This window comes from Ornithinimicrobium sediminis (assembly GCF_021272345.1).
Lineage (GTDB): Bacteria > Actinomycetota > Actinomycetes > Actinomycetales > Dermatophilaceae > Ornithinicoccus > Ornithinicoccus sediminis_B.
In genome coordinates this window covers 430,193-451,256 of sequence record NZ_JAJSDQ010000002.1, presented here as the reverse complement: position 1 = coordinate 451,256, position 21,064 = coordinate 430,193, and the positions used below count along the sequence as shown (strand labels likewise).

The following is a 21,064-nucleotide window of genomic DNA, read 5'->3' as shown; positions in this document are numbered from 1 at the left end:
ACGTCCGGGACGGTGGACCTCAGCCGTCGCGGTGCCCGTGCCGCAGCGTCACGGACCCCTCGGCCGTGTCCCAGAGGGTGACCACGACGACCACCGCGAGGACCACCGCGACAGTGGTGTCCCACCACCCGGTGCCGGATGTCACGCCGACCGCGTCGGTGATCTGCCCCAGCGACTCGCCCAGGCCGGGGTCGAGCAGGTCGTCACCCACCCACAGCACCCCCACGACCCCCAGGAACGCCAGGTCCACCGCCGCGTTGGCGACGGCCAGCGGCCAGGTCCACCGTCCGGTGACCAGCTTGACCATCTCGACGGCGAGGGAGGCGAGAAGCACGTCGACGAGGGCGGCCTTCCAGCCGGGCGTCATCCCGGCGTCGAGCACCTGGACGAAGTCGGTGCCGAAGGACACACCGGCCAGGTGGTCCGGGACGAAGAGCAGCAGGCTCAGGAACACCAGACCGAAGGCCGACTCGACCCGGCCGACCTGCTGTCCTGGGGGGATGTCTGGCAGGTGCTCGGGAGTCCACTCGACCAGGGGCTTCTCGCGTTCGGTCTCAGGCCGGGTCCGCTCGACCACGACGAAGACGAGCGTGACCCAGAACAGCAGCTGCACCGAGGCGTTCCACACCAGGGCGAGCCCGTCGACCACTGCCTCACCCCACCGAGTCGACCTCGTCGACCACGAGACCCAGCACCCACACCGCTCCGAGCACCGCGAGCATGACGGGCGCCAGCACTCGCAGCAGCCGCACGGAGTCGGCATAGAGGGTGGGACCGATGAGCGCCCCTGGACGGTGTCCTCGATGGTGGCCCGCAGCGCCCGAGCCACGTCGGCCTGCTGGTCTGCCGGGAGGTGGTGGGTCACCGCCCACACGTAGCGGTCGGTGAGGGTGGGTGCGGCCGCACCGGTCTTCATGGTCACTCCTCTGCAAGGGCCCGGATCGACGCGTCGAGACCGCCCCACTCGTCCAGGAGTGCCTGCAGGACGGCCTCGCCCTGCGCGGTGACGCGGTAGAGCTTGCGCGGGCGTGGCTCCTCGGTGTTCCACTCCCTGGTCAGCAGCCCCTGCTTCTCCAGCCGGCGCAGCAGCGGGCAGAGGGTGTTGCCCTCGACGCCGAAACCCGCCGCCTCCAGCGTCTCCAGCAGGGCATACCCGTAGCGCGGGGTGTCCAGGGTGGCCAGACACGCCAACCACGGTCCCCCGCCGCAGCTCCTGGAGGTGCCCGGCCAGCACGTCGTCGTCCACGATCGCGACGCGAGTGTGTGTCACACAGTGTTGTCAACAGCACAGGCACCAGCAGCCGGGCCCCCAAAGAGGCCCGGCCGCGTGCAGGGGGGTGGTCGGTGTCAGCGGGGAACGACGGTCCCGGTGCCCGCTGCCTCGTCGTAGGAGTAGACCTCCCGGCCGGAGACCCACACGCGCAGTGCGCGGGAGGTGAAGTCGAGCGGGTCGCCGGACCACAGCACCAGGTCGGCGTCCTTGCCGACGGCCAACGACCCGACGCGCTCGGACACCCCCATGACCTCGGCCGGGTTGATCGTGACCGCACGGAGGGCCGCGTCGGGTTCCATCCCCTCCTTGACGGCCAGGGCGGCCTGGGTGACCAGGTAGTCGATCGGCACCACGGGGTGGTCAGTGATGATCGACACCTTCACGCCGGCGCGGTCGAGGATGCCGGGCGCCTTGGCCGAGCGCTCGCGCACCTCGACCTTGGAGCGCGAGACGATCATCGGGCCGTAGAGCACCGGGATCCCTCGCTCGGCCAGCAGGTCGGCGACCAGGTAGCTCTCGGTACCGTGGTCGAGCACCAGCTGGTAGCCGAACTCCTCGGCGATCCGGACCGCCGTCGCGATGTCGTCCGCACGATGGCAGTGCTGGCGCCAGGGGATCTCCCGGTCGAGCACGAGGCACAGCGCCTCGTTGACGAGGCTGTGCTCCGCGGGGGCGTCACCGTCCTCGCGGTGGGCCAGCCGCGCCTGGTAGTCGCGGGCCTCGGTGAACGCCTTGCGCAGCGTGAGCGCGACGCCCAACCGGGTCGAGGGTGTCTTCTTCTGCTCGCCGTAGACGCGCTTGGGGTTCTCCCCCAGCGCCGCCTTCAGGCCGGACGGCGAGCGCATGACCATCTCGTCGACATACCGGCCGTAGGTCTTGAGGGCGACGGCAAGCCCCCCGATCGGGTTGCCGGACCCCGGGTTGACGTTGACCGAGGTGATGCCCCCTGCCAGCGCGTCGTCGAAGCCACGCTCGCGTGGGTTGATGGCGTCCAGGGCGCGTGCCGCCGCCATCACCGGGTCGGTCATCTCGTTGGTGTCCTGGCCGGCCCACCCCTCGCCCTCCTCCCACACGCCGAGGTGGACGTGGGCGTCGACCAGCCCGGGCAGCAGCCAGCGCCCCTGCGCGTCGACGACCTCGGCTCCGTCGGGGACCGCGACGTCCGCCCCGAGCGCGGTGATGGCACCGTCGTCGACGACGACGGTGCCGTCGAACGCCGGCCCCTCCACGGGGACGACATGGGCGTGCGTGATGGCCAGGGTCATGAGGGCTCCTCGGAGTCGGTTGCGCGGGCAGGCCCACTCTAGGCAGGCCGCTGTGGCGGTGCGGTGTGAGGGAGACCTCAGCGACCTGGCCCGGAAATATCGCAGTAACCCTTGTGCTGGGTGACCGCGCCTGTGAGGATGGAGGACGCGCCACGCCGAGGTCTGCTCACGCGTGCGCAAGCGCTTTCGCGGGATGATGAGATGTCGCACGACGAGGTGCGACAGCGCGAGAGCCGCCGGACGAAGCGGGAAACAAACCCGCCACACCCAACGTTACACCGGTCGAAGTGGTGGTCGTGCACCGCTTCGGCACCGCACCAGACGAGCCACGACGACCACGCCTCGGTCAGGTCCCCGGACCGAGGAGCGACAACCAAGGAGCACCGACATGGACTGGCGCAGTCGCGCTGCCTGCCTGGACGAGGACCCGGAGCTGTTCTTCCCGATCGGCAACACGGGACCCGCCCTGCAGCAGATCGAGGAGGCCAAGGCGGTCTGCCGGCGTTGCCCGGTGATCGACACCTGCCTCAAGTGGGCGTTGGAGACCGGTCAGGACGCTGGTGTGTGGGGCGGCTTGTCCGAGGACGAGCGCCGCGCACTCAAGCGCCGCAAGGCGCGGGCCCGCCGAGCCGGCTGAGGAAGGCCTCTCCCGGACACATCACTCAACCGACCGTCCTGAGCCGCACGACGAACCTCGCAACGGTTCCGTGCGGCTCAGTGCTGTGCCACGCGATCTCCCCTCGAAGGTCCCCCAGCAGGGCCTCGACGATCTGGATGCCCAGCCCGGATCCCGGCGGGGCGGCACGACCAGCGGGCAGACCCTTGCCGTTGTCGCAGACCGTGACGGCCAGCAGCTCACCGTCGCTGCCCTGCCTGCGCTCCGCGTGGACCGTCACCGCGGCCCGGTCGCCCTGCTGCACCCACTGGTCGTCGAAGCCGTGCTCCACGGCGTTGTGCACCAGCTCTGCCAGGATCATCGCGAGAGGGGTCGCGTCCTCGGCGCGCAACCTGCCGAAGGAGCCGGTCGTGACCCACGACACGGACACCGCCGGTGAGGCGACCTCGACAATCCCCCGTGCCAGCCTCGAGGCGATGTCGTCGAAGACCACCGTCTCGTCGAGACCGTGGCTGAGCGTGTCGTGGACCAGGGCCACGGTGCTGAGCCGACGCCCCGCCTCGGCCAGCGCCGCGCGTGCCCCCGGGTCGTCCAGACGCCGTGACTGCAGACGCAGGAGCGCGGCCACGGTCTGCAGGTTGTTCTTCACCCGGTGGTGGATCTCCCGGATGGTCGCGTCCTTGGTGAGCAGCTCGCGCTCGCGCCGGCGCAGCTCGCTGACGTCCCGCAGGAGCAGGAGCGCGCCGACCCGCGTGTCGGTCTCGAGCAGCGGCACGCAGCGCAGGGTCAGGTTGATGCCCGGGGCCTCGATCTCCGTGCCCCAGGGCGCGCGCCCGGTCAGCACCAGGGGCATCGTCTCGTCCACCGTGGCGCCGGCAGGCAGCCGGTCGGTCACGATCTCGGACAGGTCGGCGCCCGCCACCTGGTCGGTGTGGCCGAGCCTGCGCAGGGCGGACACCGCGTTGGGGCTCGCATAGTCGATGCGGCCCTCGGCGGTCAGCCTCAGGACGCCGTCCCCGACGCGCGGTGTGCCCCTGCCCACCCCGGCCTGGCTGTGCGGCGTAGGGAAGTTGCCCTGGGCCACCATCGTCATCAGCGACTGCGCGATCTGGAGGTAGTTGACCTCCAGACCGCCCTGCTGACGCATGTTCTGCAGGTCCGTATGGCGCACGAGCACGCCGACGACGCGCCCCACCCGGACCACCGGGACGTACTGCTCGCTGACATGGCCGCCCCCTCGTGGAGTCGTCGGCCGGTCCTCCTCGGCGACCCGGTCGAGGTGGGCCGCGCGCTCGGGCTCGGCGGGCCTCCCGACGACGTCGTCGTGGTAGAAGTTGGGACCTGTGCTCGGACGTGCGTGCGCCGCGAGCACCCACGACCCGTTCTGCAGACGGACCCAGAGGGTCAGGTCGGCGAAGGACAGGTCGGCCACCATCTGCCAGTCGCCCACCAGCCGGTGCAGCCACTCCGCGTCGGCAGCACTGACGCCCGATCCACCGGAGAGCACATCGCGCAGGGTCGGCACCCCCGCAGACTAGCCCTAGTCCGCGGTCCCCTGGCGCACGAGTCCGCGCAGCGTGCGCAGGGCGACCGACACCGGCGCGAGGCCGGGCTCCTCCAGCCCGCGGACCGTCGAGAGCACCTGACCGACCCGCTGGAGGGCCTCACGCTGGTCGTCCATCCACGCGCGCACCCGTGCCGGCGCGGGCCGATCCGCGCCCGTGCCTTCCAGGACCGCCCGGGTGAGCGCACGCATCACGCCGTAGAGGTCGTCACGCACCGCCCCCCGGGCAAGGGAGGCCCAACGGTCCGCGCGCGGGAGATGGGAGACCTGGGTGAGCAGGGCATCGATGCCGAACGCCTCGGAGACCGCGAAGTAGGCCTCAGCCACCTGGCGCACGTCGCCGTCGGCCGTGCGCGCCAGCTCCGCAGCGTCCAGCAGGGAGAAGGAGTCGAGCAGGCCTGCATACCGCCGGGCGAGGTCCTCGGGCACACCCTTGTCGACGAGCTCCTGGCACTGCGCCGTATACCGTTCGCGCTCCGTCCCCTGCAGCATCTGCCCGATGTGCGGCACCAGGTCCTGCACCGGACCCGCGAAGCGCTCGATCTCTGCGGCCATGTCCCTGCTCAGCGACCGGTTGTTGAGGAACCATCGGACCGAGCGGTCCATGAGCCGGCGGAACTCCAGGTAGAGCTCGGTCTGGACGGCTGTGGGGACCTTGTTGTCGAGCGCCTCGACCTGGGTCACGAAGCCGGCCAGGTCGAACACCTCACGGCACACGACGAACGCACGGGCGATCTGCGTCGAGGTGGCACCGGTCTCCTCGATCGCCCGGAAGACGAAGGTGATCCCTCCCCGGTTGACGATGGCGTTGGCGATCTCGTTGACGACGATCTGACGGCGCAGGGGGTGCTGCTCGAGCTCATCCCTGGCACGCTCCCGCAACGGCTCCGGGAAGTAGGTGAGGAGGGTCGAGACCATGAACGGGTCGTCCGGGATCTCGGACTCCAGCAGGTCATCCTTGAGCGAGAGCTTCGCGTAGGCGACCAGCACCGAGAACTCCGGGGAGGTCAGGCCCTCCCGGTCCCGGGCGCGCCGCCGCAGCTCGGCGCCGTCCGGCAGGAACTCCAGCGCAGGGTCCAGACCCACCCGCTCGGTGAGGTACCGCATCAGTCGCTGGTGCACGGTGAGCATGCCACCGCCCTGGTCCCGTGCGTTGCCGATGAGCACGTTCTGCTCGTAGTTGTGCCGCAGGACCTTGCGCGCGACCTCCTCGGTCATCGAGGAGAGCAGCTCGTCACGCGACTCCGGGGTCATCTCGCCGCTCTTGACCAGCGGGGTCAGGGCGATCTTGATGTTCACCTCGTGGTCGGAGGTGTCGACGCCCGCGGAGTTGTCGATCGCGTCGGTGTTGATGCGCACCCCGTGCGCTGCGGCCTCGATGCGGCCCAGCTGGCTGAAGCCGAGGTTGCCGCCCTCGCCGATGACCTTGACCCGCAGGTCGGCCCCGTCCACCCGGATCGCGTCGTTGCTCCGGTCCCCGATCTCGGCTGCGCTCTCGCGGGACGCCTTGACATAGGTGCCGATGCCGCCGTTCCAGAGCAGGTCGACCGGCGCCAGGAGGATGGCCCGCAGCAGGTCCGTCGGACTCATGGCCTCGGTGTCGTCGGGCAGACCGAGAGCCTTCCTGACCTGGGCGCTGACCGGCACCGACTTGGCCGAGCGCGGGTAGACGCCGCCGCCCTCGCTGATGAGGTCGGTGTCGTAGTCCGCCCAGCTCGACCCGGACAGCTCGAAGAGGCGACGACGCTCGGCATACGAGGTCCTCGCGTCCGGCTGCGGGTCGAGGAAGATATGACGGTGGTCGAAGGCCGCGACCAGACGGATGTGCTCCGACAGCAGCATGCCGTTGCCGAAGACGTCACCGCTCATGTCCCCCACGCCGACCACCGTGAAGTCCTCCGCCTGGGTGTCGAGCCCCATCTCGCGGAAGTGCCGCTTGACCGACTCCCACGCGCCACGTGCCGTGATGCCCATCCCCTTGTGGTCATACCCCGCCGACCCACCGGAGGCGAAGGCGTCGTCCAGCCAGAAGCCGTACTCCCGCGCGACGCCGTTGGCGATGTCCGAGAAGGACGCGGTGCCTTTGTCGGCGGCCACCACGAGATAGGGGTCGTCACCGTCGTGACGCACCACCCGGTCCGGGGGCACGACCGTGGAGCCGTCCCGGTTGTCGGTGACGTCCAGCAGCCCGCGGATGAACGTCTTGTAGGCCGACACACCCTCGTCCATCCAGGCTCGGCGGTCCACCGACGGGTCGGGCAGCTGCTTGGCGAAGAACCCGCCCTTGGACCCCGTCGGCACGATGACGGCGTTCTTGACCATCTGGGCCTTCACCAGCCCGAGCACCTCGGTGCGGAAGTCCTCTCGACGGTCGCTCCAGCGCAGGCCTCCGCGTGCCACCTGGCCGAAGCGCAGGTGGACTCCCTCGGCCTGCGGTGAGTAGACCCAGATCTCGAAGGCAGGGCGCGGCTCGGGGAGCCCCTCGACCTGACGTGGCAGGATCTTCAGGCTCACGTGAGGGTGCGGACGTCCGTCGGCGGAGCGCTGGTAGAAGTTGGTCCGCACCGTCGCCTGCAGCACCTCCACCACGAACCGCACGATCCGGTCCTGGTCGAGGCTGGCGACGTCGTCCAGGGCGTCGTGGATCCGCGCCCCGACCTCCTCGGCCGCCGCGTGCCGGTCGTCGGCGAGACCGGCCTCGAGGTCGGGGTCGTAGCGCACGCGGAAGAGCTCGACCACCAGCCGGGAGATGCCGGGGTTGCTCGTGAACGCCTCCTCGATGTAGTCGAGGCTGAAGCTGGTGACCTGCCGCAGGTAGCGCACGAGGGCGCGCACGATGACCACGTCGCGCCACCCGAGCCCCGCGGTGAGCACCAGCGAGTTGAGGGAGTCGCTCTCGGCCTGCCCGTCCCGGACGGCCGCGAACGCGTCCTCGAACGCAGCCGCCACCTCGCCCGCGGTGCCGCGGGCCTCCCAGACCCGCGGGTCCGTGACCCGCAGACCGAAGTCGTAGATGTAGCTGCTCCCGTCGGCCGCCTCCAGCTCGTACGGGCGCTCGTCGGTGACCTCCACGCCGAGGTGCGCGAAGGCGGGCAGGACATCGGTCAGCGACATCTCCTCGCGTCGGTAGACCTTGAGCCGCCTCAGCTCCGGCGTCGCGCCGGGCTCGGCATACAGGTGCGGGCGCAGGTCCGACAGGTCACGGTCCTCGTCGAGCTCGGCGAGGTGCTTGAGGTCGTGGAAGGCCGTCGTCGCGTCGAAGTCCTCCTTGTAGGCCTCGGGGAAGGCCCGCGCGTAGCTGGCCAGCACGTCGCCGGCCACGCCGTCGTCGTCGTAGTGCCCCTCCACCACCTCCGCGAGCCGCTCCGCCCACGTCCGCGTGGCGTCGAGCAGCCGCTCCTGCAGGGCATCGACGTCGACGTCCGGGATGTCCCCTCCGCGGGGCATGTGGATGACGAAGTGCAGCTGCGCCAGCGCAGACTCGGACACCCGCGTGCGGTAGTCGACCGACTCGCCGCGGTAGGCCTCCTTGAGCAGGTCCTCCATGCGCAGACGAACCGCGGTGGTGTAGCGGTCCCGGGGGATGTAGAGCAGCGCCGAGACGAAGCGGCCGAACTCGTCCGGCCTGACGAACAGCTTGGACCGGCGACGCTCCTGCAGGTGCAGCACCTCGTGCGCGATGCCGCTCAGCGTGTCCGCATCCGCCTGGAAGAGCTCGTCACGGGGATAGGACTCCAGGACCCCGAGCAGGTCCTTGCCGGAGTGGCTGTCAGGGGCGAAACCGCTGGTCTCCAGGATGTGCCTGACCTTGCCTCCGATGATCGGCAGCCGTGTGACCGACTCGGCGTACGCTCCCGCAGTGAAGAGGCCCAGGAAGCGGCGCTCAGCCACCACCCTGCCCTCGTCGTCGAAGCGGCGCAGACCGATGTAGTCGAGGTAGACGGGCCGGTGCACGGTGGAGCGGGAGTTGGCCTTGGTGATGGTCAGCAGGCGCGGCTCGGTCGCGGTCCGCTGCGCCTCCGGCTGCAGGCGGCTGACCGTCGGCTCGGTCCCGCTGTCCCGCAGGATGCCCAGCCCGGAACCGGGCACCGAGCGCAGCGCGGGCTCCCCCTCGTGCTCGACCAGGTCGTACTCGCGGTAGCCGAGGAAGGTGAAGTGGTCGTCCTCCAGCCAGGTGAGGAACTCGATCGTCGGCTCGACGGTGGACGGGTCCACCGTGTCAGGCACCCCGGCGCGCAGGTCGTCGACGATGTCGAGGCAGGTACGACGCATCAGGCGCCAGTCCTCGCAGGCGCGCCGGACGTCCCCCAGGACCACCTCCAGCCGCTGCTGCAGCTCCTCGCGCTCGCCCGCACCGGGGATGCGGTCGATCTCGAGGTACATCCACGACTCGGTCCTCGTGCCCTCGGGCGCCTCCAGCGGGTCGACGTCGACGACCTCCACACCGCCGTCCTCGTCACGACGCACGACCATCTGCGGGTGCACGAGCAGGTGGACGGCCAGGTTGCGCTGCCGCAGCTCCCCCAGCACGGAGTCGACCAGGAAGGGCATGTCGTCCATGCATGCCTGCACCACGGTGTGGCGGCTGGTCCAGCCGTCCTCACGCGAGGGGTTGACGACGCAGACCACCGCCTGGTCGTCCGTCCTGGACGCCGACAGAGCACGCGCGGCCCGGGCGATCGCCGTCAGCGACACCTGGTCCCGGCCCTCGAGGTCGGCCTCCGCGACGTGGAGGAAGAAACGGTGGACGAGCGTCTGCTCCGATGACATGGCGGTGACAACTCCTGATCCTCGACCCTACGGTGCACGTCCCTGTGCACCAGCACCCCGAGCCTAGCCCCGCGCGCCTAGAGTGGCAGCCATGTCGACAGCGCCGGCCGCCGACCCGCGGCGGTTGCTCCTGCTCGTCGACGACCTGGCCTCCGTCCACGCCGAGGTCGGAGAGGCCCGCACGCACGCGTTGCTGGCGGCGGTGGTCGACGCGGCATCACACGCCGTGGTCGACCTTGCCGATGGTCGGGTCAGCCCGAGCACCGCGACCTCCGTGCCGCCCGAGAGCGGCGCCCACGGGCACATCGGTCGGCCCTCCTGCAGTGCCGCTGCAGCCTCCCTGCGCCGCGTCCGCAGCGAGGTGCTCCGGCTGACACCCTGCCCACCGCATCCGTCGTCGACCCTGCGGACCGACCTCCTGCAGTGCCTGGCCGACCTCGCCGACGCGCTGCAGCGCCTGGCGGTCGCCACCCCGGGCAGCCGGCCACGCTCAGTCCTTCTCGGGGTCCACCGCACGCTGCGTCGCTGCCACCGCTGCCTGCAGCCGCCGGATACGTTGTCCTCATGAGGATCACCGAGCGCATCGAGCACACGGCCGACCCCACCCGGGTCTACGCGATGCTGGTCGACGCGGACTACCAGCACGAGCGGTGTCGCCGCAGCGGCAGCACCGAGCACGAGGTCACGCTCGAGGAGGTCCCGGACGGCCTCATCGTCGTCACCCGCCGACGGATGACGACCGAGGAGTTCCCCGATGCCGTCAAGGGGTTCGTGGGCTCCAGCCTCGCGGTCGTCGAGACGATGCAGTGGGGCCCGGCCGACGAGGACGGCAGCCGCCAGGCCGCCTACACCCTGGACGTCGAAGGCACTCCTGTCGAGATGACCGGCGGCATCCACCTCACCCCGGGAGGAGCCGGCACCGTCCACCTGGTCGACGGTGAGCTCAAGGCACACGTGCCGCTGTTCGGGGCTCGCGTCGAGGAGGCCGTCAAGCCGGTCGTCACCCGAGCCGTGGCCCTGGAGAAGTCCTTGGGGCAGGAGTGGCTCGCACCCGAGTGAGACCTCCCGTGGCCCTCGCCGAGGAGGGCCACGGGACTCCACGGAGGATCAGCCCATGTGCGGGTAGCGGTAGCCCCTCGGGGCGTCGAAGGTCTCCTTGATGACGCGGTGGCTCATCCATCGCATCAGGTTGGCTGCCGAGCCGGCCTTGTCGTTGGTGCCGGAGGCTCGCGCACCGCCGAAGGGCTGCTGTCCGACGACCGCCCCGGTCGGCTTGTCGTTGATGTAGAAGTTGCCGGCAGCGAAGCGGAGGCGGCTGGTGGCGTCGGCGATGACCGCTCGGTCCCGCGCCATGATCGAGCCGGTGAGGGCGTACTTGGCGACGGACTCCATCTGGTCCAGGACGGCGTCGTAGTCCTCGTCAGGGTAGACGTGGACCGCCAGGATGGGGCCGAAGTACTCCTCCCGCAGCATCTCGTGCTCAGGATCCGTGACCACGGCCACCGTGGGCCGCACGAAGTAGCCGACGCTGTCGTCGTAGGTGCCTCCCGCCACGATCTCCACGGCCGGGTCCGCCTGCGCCGCGTCGATCACGGCCTTGTGCTTGGCGAAGGCGCGGTCGTCGATGACGGCGCCCATGAAGTTGTCGAAGTCGCGGACGTCGCCGACGGGGATGGAGTCGGTCGTCTCGACCAGCTCGTCCTTGACCTGGCTCCACAGCGACTCGGGCACGTAGGCGCGTGAGGCCGCCGAGCACTTCTGCCCCTGGTACTCGAACGCCCCTCGCACCATGGCGGTGACCAGGATGCCCGGGTCGGCCGACGGGTGCGCCACGATGAAGTCCTTGCCGCCCGTCTCTCCCACGATGCGCGGGTAGGCCTTGTAGTCGGCGATGTTGCGGCCGATCTCCGTCCAGAACATCCGGAAGACGGGGGTCGACCCGGTGAAGTGGATCCCGGCCAGGTCGGGATGGGTCAGGGCCACGTCGGAGATCTCCTTGCCGTGGCCCGTCAGCATGTTGATCACTCCGGGGGGCATGCCGGCCTCCTCGAGGACCTCCATGATCATCGAGGCCGCACGCTGCTGGGTCGCGGCCGGCTTCCAGACCACCGTGTTGCCCATCAGGGCAGGTGCCGTCGGCAGGTTGCCGGCGATGGCCGTGAAGTTGAACGGTGTGACCGCGTAGACGAAGCCCTCGAGCGGACGGTGCTCCAGCCGGTTCCACACACCGGTCGAGTTGCGCAGCGGCTGCTCGGCGAGAAGCTCGCGGGCGAAGTGGACGTTGAACCGCCAGAAGTCGATGAGCTCGCACGCGGCGTCGATCTCGGCCTGGATCGGTGTCTTGGACTGGCCCAGCATGGTCGCTGCGTTGATCCTCGCCCGCCAGGGCCCCGAGACCAGCTCCGCGGCCTTCAGCAGGATCGCTGCGCGGTCGTCGAAGGACAGCGCGCGCCAGGCCGGCGCGGCAGCGTTGGCCGCGTCGATCGCCGCGCGGGCGTCGTCGTGCGTGGCGTTGCGCAGCGTGCCGAGCACCTCGCTGTGGGCGTGCGGCTGCACGACGTCGATCGCCTCGCCCGCACCGGCCACCCGGCTCCCGCCGATCACATGCGGCAGGTCGACGGGGTGGGTGGCGACATCGGCCAGGGCCGACTCCAGCTCCGCCCGCTCGGCGGTGCCGGGGGCGTACTGGCGGACCGGCTCGTTGAAGGGCTCGGGAACAGTGGTGATGGCATCCATGTCGTGCGGGTCTCCCATGCGTCGTCGGTGCTCAGAGCAGGTCCACGAGGTGGTCCAGCTCCGTCGTGTCGTACCAGGAGAGCTCGATCTCCTGGCTGTCCGGGTCGATGACCAGGCCGTCGGCCACCACGTCGTCGCCGACGTGGAGAGCCGCCACGCGCGGCAGGGTCACCGTGCCGCTAACCTCTACCCTGGCACTCGTCCCTGAGTCGCTGTCCACCTGGTCGGTCTCCACGTCGGCCGCCGCGACGATCACCGGCTGGCCGGCGGCGTGCGCGTGGCCGGCTGCCTGCTGCAGCGCGGCGTACTCCCACTCCTCCGCGTCCGCGTCGGGACGGGCGTCCCTCATGTCCTGGGTGACGGCGAATGCCGTCAGGGGCGGCTCGAGACGACGGTCCTCGCGGAGGGCGAGGACCTGTTCCGGCCGCAAAGGCAGGTACAGCCGTGTGACGGGGGCCGTCATCGGCTCATCGGCAGGTAGGCCGCACTCGCACGTGGTGTCACGTCCGCCATGCTTGCAGACTTTTTCAGGAAGCACGCCATCGGTGGGCACGACGCCGCCTCCGGCGCTCGGCCACCGGTCCGCGAAGACCGTCCGCAAGCCGCACGATCGCCTGGTGCGCCGGGCTCCCCGGACGTGTCTCTGCCAGGGTGCGTCCCCGGAGCAGTGCGGTATCCACAGCGGCGGGGTCGTCGGGCACGACGTGGATCCGGGACACCCCCGCGAAGCGTTGCAGCGCATCACGGATGCGTCGGTCCGGGTCCCGGCCGACGGCGGCGGCTCGCACCCTGTTGACGACCACCGTCTGCGGAGCGACGGTGTGCGCGGCCAGCTCGTCCACCGCTCTGACCAGCCGCTGGAGGCCCACAGGGTCCGCACGGCCGACCACGACGACAGTGTCGGCAGCCGAGACGGCGGCCAGTGAGGCACCGTTGCGGCGCGGCGCCGCGGTGTCGAAGGAGAGCTCCTCGTCACGTTCGAGGCAGAACCCGGCGTCCACGACCGTCCACCGTGCGAGCCTCGTGCACTCCTGCAGGACGTCGGCCACGGCGTGCTCCCGCAGCTCGGGCCAGCGGTCCGCCCTTGGCAGGCCGGTCAGGACACGCACCCCCGGCTGCACCTGGGGGGCGAGCCGGGCCAGCGCCGGGCGGTCCAGCAACCCCTGGTCCGCTGCCCGCACAGCCGCCGCCAGCCCCGGAGCCTCGTCCAGCACACCGAGGCACTGGGCGACAGCCGCGCCGTAGGTGTCGGCGTCCACGAGCAGGCTCGGCGCGTCGGGGGTGCCGAGCTCGGCAGCCAGGTTGACCGCCACGGTGGTGCGGCCCGGGGCGCCCGTAGGACCCCAGACAGTGACGATGCTCCCCCGACCGCCGTCCGGCCCGGCCGGGTCCCGTCCCTCGACACCGCCGTCCCCGCCCTCCGGGTCCGCAGCGGGCCTCGGGTCGGCCGGTGCCAGGAGGGGTGACCCTGCCTCGGGCACGCGCACGGCGGGCTCGCTCACGACCACAGCGAGCGCGGCCTCGACCACCTCGAAGCCGGCGTCGGCGCTCACCACCTCGCTCACCCCCCACCGGCGCAGCGTCCGGGCGCCGACCTCGTCCGCGGGCGGGTGGACCCCGAGGACACGGACCCCGTAGCCACCGAGCTCGGCCACCGTCGAGGCGTCCAGGCCGCGGAGGTCGACCGAGACCGCGGCGACGCGGGCGATGCCGGCGGCAGCACAGCCCAGCAGCTCGGCGAGGTCCGCACAGCGCCGCGCGACATGGACGTGGCCGCTGCGGTCGAGATGGGCCGCGAGGTCGCTCTCCCACCGATGCGTGACCGCGGTGAGCGCCGGCAGCGTCATCGGCCCGGTCCCTGCGCAGCCCGCGGCGCCGGGACGAGCGTCATCCGAGCCTCCTGGTCGACACCGGCGATGACGGCGGCCACCTCGTCGGCGGGGACGACGACCTGGACCGCGGCGCGACCGACCCCCATCCCGAGAGCACCCGTCTCCGACGGCACCTGCGCCACCACGGCCTGCTCCAGCAGCAGCTCCGGCTCCAGGTAGCGCACCCCGGCCTCGTCCGGGTCGCGGCGGCTCACCCAGACGTCGACGACCGTGCCCGCTCCCAGCGTCGAGGCAGCCGCCGGGTCCACCGGCACCGTCACGGTCTTGTCCTTCGCCTCGCGCGCAGTGCCCAGGGCGGCCGCCGGCACCAGCTCGCCCTGCTCCACGGCACGCAGGGCGAAGGTGCCCGGCTCCAGTCCGCGGGACCCGTCGAGGTAGGCCGGCAGCGAGTCGTCCATCTGCACCGGGACAGGCACCAGGTCGGCGGCCATGACCTCCTGGCCAGGTAGGAGCGTCCGCGCCGCGGCGTAGACCGGCGTCCTGTCGTCCACCGCCGCGACCAGCCGGGCACCGGCCAGGACGGAGAGGAGGACGAGCAGCACGCCCACCACCAGACGGACATCCCGCCAGCCCGGTCGTTGCAGACGACGGGCCTGGGGCACAGCAACCTCGGACATGGTGTTCCCTCCCTGATGATCCCTCCCCGCCGCAGCGGGACCGCAGACATTATGCGGGGCTGCTCCACCCTGGCCGGCACCGGTGTCCACAGCGCCCGCGCGGCCGTGCGACCACGCGCCATAGAATCGCCGCAGCCCTGTCCGGTGCGCATCGAAGGAGGACCCGCTGTGGAGCGACGCTTCCTGACGCTCACGGACGTCTCGGAGATCCTCAACGTCACGATGGCGCAGACCAAGGCGCTGGTCCGCAGCGGTGACCTGCCTGCCATCAAGATCGGCGGTCGAGGGGCCTGGCGGGTGGAGCAGAGCGAGCTCGAGGCCTACATCCAGCGCATGTACGAGCAGACCCGGGAGTTCATCTCCCGGGACGAGGACAGCCGCCCTCACACCTGACGCACGGCCGCGACGGCCGTGAAGGGCACGGCATGGTACAGGCGAACGGCCCCGGGACGACGGGGGACGTCGTCGGGGTGGTCGGCGAGGTCGAGATGGTCCAGACCCACCCGGTCGATGGTCCCCGTCAGGTCCGCCCCGTCGACGTCCACCAGGCGGACCACGGCCCGGTCCCGGCTGAGCGCCCGGAGCGCGTGCCTCAGGTCCAGCCGACGCGGAGCATGGGTGGCCGGCCGGTCCGCGCGGACCGGCAGCCCGCCGAGCGTCGACACCGCCGGGAGTGCCACGAGGACCGGTCGGCGCCGCTCGGGCCCGGCCACCGAGGTCTGCAGGACGCACCAGCCGGACCCCACCTCCACGAGCACCCCCACGACGGTGCCGGCCCCGCGCACGCGCAGCCGCACCGTCGCGCCGACGGATGCGGCGAGCCGGTCTGCCAGCGCGACCTGCCCTCGCTCCGCACGCACGTGCTCGGCGACCTCGAGCCCGAGCTCCACGCGGTCGACCTCCGCCAGCTGTGCCTCGAGGTCGTCGAAGAGCAGGGACCAGCGCATGTCGGCAGTCTCTCAACAACCGGGGGTCCTCGAGCAGCTGGCGTCCACACCCTCTTGCGCGATGCGTCGCATCTGGTTTGATATGAACGCAAACGGACGCAAACGAACGCATTGGGGACAGACATGGGACGAGCGGAGCAGGTGCCGCAGTCGGGCCGGGCGGCCGCGCTGGGGCTGGCGGTCACCGGGGGGATGCTGGTGCTGGCTGGGTGGACGGCACAGCTGACCTGGACCGGTCTGGGCTCGGCCGGGCACGGGCACCCGGTGGAGGTCGAGGCGGGCATGCTCGTCCTGGTGTCGGCGGTCAGCACCGTCTGTGCCGGCGCCTGCGCCTGGGCGGCGCTGGTCGGCGCTCTGGCGGTCATGCCGCGCAGAGCAGGACATCCCCAGGCGCGGGTCCCCGCGCCTGGCTGGGCGCCGCGCGCGGCGGCGGTCCTGCTGGCTGTCAGCCTGGCCACACCCGCGACGGGGGCCGCGGCGACAGGGCAGACGACCGTCCAGGTCACGACCGCGGCGGCAGCGGCCGGTGCGGCGTCCGTGCCCGACGCGCCGCGCGAGTCGACGCAGGTGCCCGTCCCGGGGTGGACCCCACCTGCTGCCCCCGTGCCCGCTCATGCTCCGGACCTGGTCAGCCGGGGCAGCGCGCAGGACCGGACCGTGGTGGTGCACGGTGGCGACACCCTGTGGTCCATCGCCGCGCACCACCTCGGCCCCGACGCGACGGCCGAGGAGATCGCGGCGGCCTGGCCCCGGTGGCACGAGGCGAACCGCGGCGTCATCGGCGACGACCCCGACCTCGTGCTTCCGGGTCAGCAGCTCGTCGCTCCGCGGCCGCAGGGAGAGCTCCGATGAGCGTCCTGGCGCCGCTGAGAGTGCTCCCCGTCCCCCGGAGTGCTCCTCCTGTGGTGGTCCTCACCCCAGCGGACTGGAGCACCCCCGTAGAGGAGGAGTACGTCCAGGGCACGCTCGCCGTCGACGTGCACCCCCTCGACCACGACCCGCACTTCGGGCCCCAGGCCACCCGGGCTGCGGACCTGCCCGACCCCGCCCCCTGGGCGAGGCAGATCATCCGTGTCTGCCTCGAGGTGGTCGACGGTGTCAGGCCGGCCAACCAGCTCACTCGGAGGGTCAGCCCGGAGCTGCGGGAGAGTCTGGCACGACGAGGGGTCCTGGCCCGACGTCGACGGCAGCGGCAGCGGCATGCCGTCCGGGTCCGTGCGCTCCTGTGCAGCCAGCCGGCGGACGGGGTCGCCGAGATCTCGGCGGTCGTCACCCACAGCTCCCGCGTGCGCGCCCTGGCCTTGCGGATGGTGGGGGTCGACGGGCGCTGGGTGGTGACGGTGTTCGACCTGGGCTGAGGGCCCGGAACCGCCGGCGTCAGCGGCCGGTGCGCCCCGCCTTGCGACGCTCCGCCCGGTTGCCGGAGCGCTGGGGGGTGCTGCCGGACAGCGGGGTGCCGTCTCCCGACACGCGCCGTTCGGACACCGAGCCGTCCTCGCTGGGGGCTGAGTACGTCAGTGCGGTGGGGCGCCGCGGCTGCCCGAGGCCGCCGGTGGCGCCACCGGCCATGGCAGCGGCGGCGGCCGAGGATGCATCCAGCCGCACACCGGCCCCCGGAGTGGACGAGGTCTGCCCCTCCGCGTCGGTCTTCTTGATCTCGGCGTTGAACAGGAACCGGACCGACTCCTCCTTGATCGCCTCCATCATGGCCTGGAAGAGCTGGTAGCCCTCACGCTGGTACTCCACGAGCGGCTCCCGCTGGGCCATGGCCCGCAGGCCGATGCCCTCCTTGAGGTAGTCCATCTCGTAGAGGTGCTCCCGCCACTTGCGGTCGAGCACCTGCAGGACGATGCGCCGTTCGACATCCCGCATCAGCTCATCCCCGACGGTCTCCTCGCGCTCGTCGTAGGCGTGCTGGGCGTCGGAGGTCAGCTGCTCGAGCAGGAGAGCGGGAGTGATCGCCTGCTCACCTCCTGCCACCGCGGCGACGTCCGCGCGCGTGATGCCGACCGGGTAGACCTGGCCCAGCTGCGTCCAGAGCTCGTCCAGGTCCCAGTCGTCGACGAAACCCTGCCCGCTGGCGATCTGCACGTGGTCGGCCACGACGTCGTTGATGAAGTGCCGCACCTGCTCGTGCAGGTCCGCGCCGGCCAGGACCTTGCGCCGCTCGGCATAGATCACCTCGCGCTGCCGGTTGAGGACGTCGTCGTACTTGAGGACGTTCTTGCGGGTCTCGAAGTGCTGGGCCTCGACCTGGCTCTGAGCCGATGCGATGGACCGGCTGAGCACCTTGGACTCGATCGGCACGTTGTCGTCCATGCCCGCGGTCGACATCACCCGGTCGACCATGCCGGCGTTGAACAGCCGCATCAGGTCGTCCTGCAAGGAGAGGTAGAAGCGGCTCTCGCCCGGGTCGCCCTGGCGGCCGGCGCGTCCGCGCAGCTGGTTGTCGATGCGCCGCGACTCGTGCCGCTCGGTCCCCAGCACGTAGAGACCGCCGACATCACTGACCTCGTCGTGCTCGGCGGCGACGGAGGACTCCGCCCTCTCCAGGGCCGCGTCCCAGGCTGCCTCGTACTCCTCGGGCGTCTCGTGCGGGTCGAGCCCTCTCCGTCTGAGGTCCTGCACAGCCATGAACTCGGGGTTGCCGCCGAGCATGATGTCGGTGCCGCGACCTGCCATGTTGGTCGCCACGGTGACGGCTCCCTTGTGACCTGCCTCGGCGACGATGGCCGCCTCCCGGGCGTGCTGCTTCGCGTTGAGCACCTCGTGGGGGATGCCCCGCCGTCGCAGCTGCTCGGAGAGGTGCTCCGACTTCTCGACGCTCGTCGTCCCGACGAGGACGGGCTGGCCCTCGGTGTGACGCTCGACGATGTCGTCCACGACCGCCGCGAACTTCGCCTCCTCGGTGCGGTAGACCAGGTCGGCCTTGTCCGCACGCACCATGGGGCGGTTGGTGGGGATGGAGATCACACCCACCTTGTAGATCTGGTGGAGCTCGGCAGCCTCCGTCTGGGCCGTGCCGGTCATGCCGGCCAGCTTGTCGTACATCCGGAAGTAGTTCTGCAGCGTCACCGTGGCCAGGGTCTGGTTCTCGTTCTTGATGTCCACCCCCTCCTTGGCCTCGATCGCCTGGTGCATGCCCTCGTTGTAGCGCCGTCCGGCCAGCATGCGGCCGGTGTGCTCGTCGACGATCATGATCTGGCCGTCGACGTTGACGTAGTCCTTGTCGGCCTTGAAGAGCTCCTTGGCCTTGATGGCGTTGTTGAGGTAGCCGATGAGCGGGGTGTTGGCGCTCTCGTAGAGGTTGTCGATGCCGAGATAGTCCTCGACCTTCTCGATGCCGGCCTCGAGGACCCCCACGGTCTTCTTCTTCTCGTCGACCTCGTAGTCGCCGGTGCCGTCCTCGCCGCGTGTCAGACGCTGGGCGATCTTCGCGAACTCGTTGTACCACTTCGTCGCCTGGTCGGCCGGACCGCTGATGATCAGCGGCGTGCGGGCCTCGTCGATCAGGATGGAGTCCACCTCGTCGACGATCGCGAAGTGGTGCCCACGCTGCACCAGGTCGTCGAGGGACCACCCCATGTTGTCGCGCAGGTAGTCGAAGCCGAACTCGTTGTTCGTACCGTACGTGATGTCCTTGGCGTACTCGGCTCGCCGCTGGGTCGGCGTCATCGCGGAGAGGATGCAGCCGGTCTCCAGACCCAGGGCACGATGCACGCGCCCCATCAGCTCGGACTGGTACTCCGCCAGGTAGTCGTTGACCGTGACGACGTGAACGCCCTCACCGGTGAGAGCGTTGAGGTACGACGGGAGGGTCGCGACGAGGGTCTTGCCCTCACCCGTGCGCATCTCGGCCACGTTGCCCATGTGCAACGCCGCGCCTCCCATGATCTGCACGTCGAAGTGCCGCTTGCCGAGGGTGCGCTTGGACGCCTCGCGGACAGCGGCGAAGGCCTCGGGCAGGAGGTCGTCGAGGGTCTCGCCGTCGGCCAGTCGCTTGCGGAAGGAGTCGGTCTCGGCGCGCAGCTCGGCGTCGGAGAGTCCCTCGAAGTCGGGTTCCAGGGCGTTGACCTGCTGGGCGACGGCTTCGAGCCGTCGCAGGGTGCGGCCCTCACCGGCGCGCAGGAGCTTCTCGAACAGTTTCGGCACCCCCCTAGGCTAAGCCGTTCGGGGAGCAGATGGGGCAGGAGGCCCGATGACGACGCACGAGCAGACCGGAGCCGGTCCGGCGACCGCACCTGTGCTGCGCTCGGGCGAGGTCGTCCTACGCCCCCTGGCGGAGCACGACATCCCCGCGCTGGTGGAACAGGAGCGCGACCCGCAGACGCAGCGGTGGACACCGTCGGAGCCGCTGTTCGGACCCGAACAGGCACAGGCCAGGGTCCGTGCCGCGCGCGAGCAGTGGGCCGCTCGCTCCGCGACGACGCCCCGCCGCTGGGCCATCGGCCTGGGCGAGGGAGAGCCGGGCCATGCTCCCTATGCGGGCACCGTGGAGTACGTCCCCGACGGTCACGGTGGCGCCGAGGTCGGGTTCGTGGTCCACCCCGCCCGACGCGGACGCGGACTGGCGGTCCTGGGTCTGGGCCTGGCTCTGCGACACGCGCACACGACCGACCGGGTGGAGGTGGCCCACTGGCGCAGCGAGGTGGGCAACTGGGCCTCTCGCCGGGTGGCCTGGCGGCTGGGCTTTCGGGTCGAGGGGACGGTCCGGGGCATCGCGCCGCACCCCGACGGCCCGCGGGAGGGGTGGTGGGGCACCCGGCTCGCCGCGGACCCGCAGTCGCCTGCCCACGCGTGGTGGGAGACGCCGCGTCTGGAGAGCGACGCGGTGCTGCTGCGTCCATGGGAGGACCGGGACGCCGGTCGGGTGCCGGGCGCCACCTCGCTCGTCTCGGCCGGCGAGCAGGACGTCCGGCAGCCCGCGGAGGGTCCAGCCTTCACCTCGTGGCTCGACGCCTGCCGTGCCGGCGCAGCGTCCGCCTCCCGCGTGACCTGGTGCGTCGCCCGGGCCGACGACGGCCCGCCGCAAGGGGCCCTCCACCTGCGGGTGAGCAGCGGCGCCCGTCGCGGGAGCGGCGAGCTCGGCTGGTGGATGACAGGAGACCCCCGCACCCACGCGGCCCCGCTGCTCCTCGGCGGGCTGGTCGCGGTGGCCGGCCAGGTCCTCGGGCAGGGGGCGGCGCTCCCCCGCACGGGCCTGGCCGTCCCCAGGCTGCACCGTCTCGGGGCGACCATCGGGGTCGACGACGCGGACTCTGCACGCGCTCTCGAGGGGAGCGGCTTCCACCGCGTGGGTGTGGAGCACGCCACCTGGACGGGCCGGTCCCACGGCGTCCCGGAGGACACCGCACGCTATGAGCTGCTGGCCCTGCCCTGACCGA

At 71.3% G+C, this 21,064-nt stretch carries 18 protein-coding genes; 7 read left to right on the top strand and 11 right to left on the bottom strand.

The features are described 5' to 3' along the window. Positions 1-19: 19 nt before the first annotated feature. From LVO85_RS06530 to LVO85_RS06520, 3 genes are all read right to left on the bottom strand, one after another. Positions 20-649 carry a hypothetical protein gene (locus LVO85_RS06530; protein WP_232746597.1) on the bottom strand — a complete coding sequence of 210 codons (630 nt, stop codon included), beginning with the start codon at positions 647-649 and terminating at the stop codon, positions 20-22. Between the two features lie 269 nt (positions 650-918). Next, a complete protein-coding gene (locus LVO85_RS06525; RefSeq protein WP_332875413.1) occupies positions 919-1,191 on the bottom strand; it encodes a PadR family transcriptional regulator in 273 nt (90 codons plus the stop codon). 156 nt (positions 1,192-1,347) lie between these two features. After that, positions 1,348-2,538 carry an amidohydrolase gene (locus LVO85_RS06520; protein ID WP_232746596.1) on the bottom strand — a complete coding sequence of 397 codons (1,191 nt, stop codon included), beginning with the start codon at positions 2,536-2,538 and terminating at the stop codon, positions 1,348-1,350. A gap of 388 nt (positions 2,539-2,926) precedes the next feature. On the opposite strand from LVO85_RS06520, the gene LVO85_RS06515 reads away from it, so the two are divergent. Continuing rightward, entirely contained in the window at positions 2,927-3,175 is a 249-nt protein-coding gene (locus LVO85_RS06515; protein WP_153396354.1) for a WhiB family transcriptional regulator, read from the top strand. A 25-nt stretch (positions 3,176-3,200) separates the two neighbouring features. On the opposite strand, the gene LVO85_RS06510 is transcribed toward LVO85_RS06515, so the two are convergent. After that, positions 3,201-4,679, bottom strand: coding sequence for a sensor histidine kinase (locus LVO85_RS06510; RefSeq protein ID WP_232746595.1), 1,479 nt, complete (start codon positions 4,677-4,679; stop codon positions 3,201-3,203). Between the two features lie 15 nt (positions 4,680-4,694). After that, a complete protein-coding gene (locus LVO85_RS06505) occupies positions 4,695-9,488 on the bottom strand; it encodes an NAD-glutamate dehydrogenase (protein WP_232746594.1) in 4,794 nt (1,597 codons plus the stop codon). A 91-nt stretch (positions 9,489-9,579) separates the two neighbouring features. Here LVO85_RS06505 and LVO85_RS06500 point away from each other — a divergent pair, with 91 nt between their 5' ends. Together LVO85_RS06500 and LVO85_RS06495 are read left to right on the top strand one after the other, a co-directional pair. Then, positions 9,580-10,056: a hypothetical protein gene (locus LVO85_RS06500; RefSeq protein ID WP_232746593.1), complete on the top strand. Its 477-nt coding sequence runs from the start codon at positions 9,580-9,582 to the stop codon at positions 10,054-10,056. Then, complete coding sequence (locus tag LVO85_RS06495) at positions 10,053-10,547, top strand: DUF2505 domain-containing protein (RefSeq protein WP_232746592.1); 495 nt, start codon at positions 10,053-10,055, stop codon at positions 10,545-10,547. Before LVO85_RS06500 ends, LVO85_RS06495 begins: the two co-directional genes overlap by 4 nt. 48 nt (positions 10,548-10,595) lie before the next feature. On the opposite strand, the gene pruA is transcribed toward LVO85_RS06495, so the two are convergent. From pruA to LVO85_RS06475, 4 genes are all read right to left on the bottom strand, one after another. Next, positions 10,596-12,224: an L-glutamate gamma-semialdehyde dehydrogenase gene (gene pruA / locus LVO85_RS06490; RefSeq protein WP_232746852.1), complete on the bottom strand. Its 1,629-nt coding sequence runs from the start codon at positions 12,222-12,224 to the stop codon at positions 10,596-10,598. Between the two features lie 31 nt (positions 12,225-12,255). After that, complete coding sequence (locus LVO85_RS06485; protein ID WP_232746591.1) at positions 12,256-12,687, bottom strand: DUF6912 family protein; 432 nt, start codon at positions 12,685-12,687, stop codon at positions 12,256-12,258. A gap of 64 nt (positions 12,688-12,751) precedes the next feature. After that, positions 12,752-14,071: an AAA family ATPase gene (locus LVO85_RS06480; protein WP_232746590.1), complete on the bottom strand. Its 1,320-nt coding sequence runs from the start codon at positions 14,069-14,071 to the stop codon at positions 12,752-12,754. After that, positions 14,068-14,733 carry a hypothetical protein gene (locus LVO85_RS06475; RefSeq protein ID WP_232746589.1) on the bottom strand — a complete coding sequence of 222 codons (666 nt, stop codon included), beginning with the start codon at positions 14,731-14,733 and terminating at the stop codon, positions 14,068-14,070. The genes LVO85_RS06480 and LVO85_RS06475 overlap by 4 nt, the downstream gene beginning before the upstream one ends. A gap of 168 nt (positions 14,734-14,901) precedes the next feature. Here LVO85_RS06475 and LVO85_RS06470 point away from each other — a divergent pair, with 168 nt between their 5' ends. Further along, entirely contained in the window at positions 14,902-15,126 is a 225-nt protein-coding gene (locus tag LVO85_RS06470) for a helix-turn-helix domain-containing protein (protein WP_232746588.1), read from the top strand. Here LVO85_RS06470 and LVO85_RS06465 read toward each other — a convergent pair. Beyond that, a complete protein-coding gene (locus LVO85_RS06465; RefSeq protein WP_232746587.1) occupies positions 15,117-15,680 on the bottom strand; it encodes a hypothetical protein in 564 nt (187 codons plus the stop codon). The genes LVO85_RS06470 and LVO85_RS06465 overlap by 10 nt on opposite strands. A 123-nt stretch (positions 15,681-15,803) precedes the next feature. Between LVO85_RS06465 and LVO85_RS06460 the strand changes: the two genes are divergently transcribed. After that, the gene (locus tag LVO85_RS06460) at positions 15,804-16,532 is read left to right on the top strand and encodes a LysM peptidoglycan-binding domain-containing protein (protein WP_232746586.1); all 729 of its coding nucleotides are present in this window, start codon (positions 15,804-15,806) and stop codon (positions 16,530-16,532) included. Beyond that, positions 16,529-17,038 (top strand): Rv3235 family protein, encoded by a 510-nt coding sequence (locus LVO85_RS06455; protein ID WP_232746585.1) that lies wholly within the window; start codon positions 16,529-16,531, stop codon positions 17,036-17,038. The genes LVO85_RS06460 and LVO85_RS06455 overlap by 4 nt, the downstream gene beginning before the upstream one ends. 19 nt (positions 17,039-17,057) lie before the next feature. Here the strand turns inward: LVO85_RS06455 and secA are convergent, their stop codons facing one another. Continuing rightward, positions 17,058-19,832 (bottom strand): preprotein translocase subunit SecA, encoded by a 2,775-nt coding sequence (gene secA / locus LVO85_RS06450; protein ID WP_232746584.1) that lies wholly within the window; start codon positions 19,830-19,832, stop codon positions 17,058-17,060. Positions 19,833-19,878: 46 nt separating this feature from the next. On the opposite strand from secA, the gene LVO85_RS06445 reads away from it, so the two are divergent. After that, positions 19,879-21,060 (top strand): GNAT family N-acetyltransferase, encoded by a 1,182-nt coding sequence (locus LVO85_RS06445; RefSeq protein WP_232746583.1) that lies wholly within the window; start codon positions 19,879-19,881, stop codon positions 21,058-21,060. The last annotated feature ends 4 nt before the right edge of the window (positions 21,061-21,064 follow it).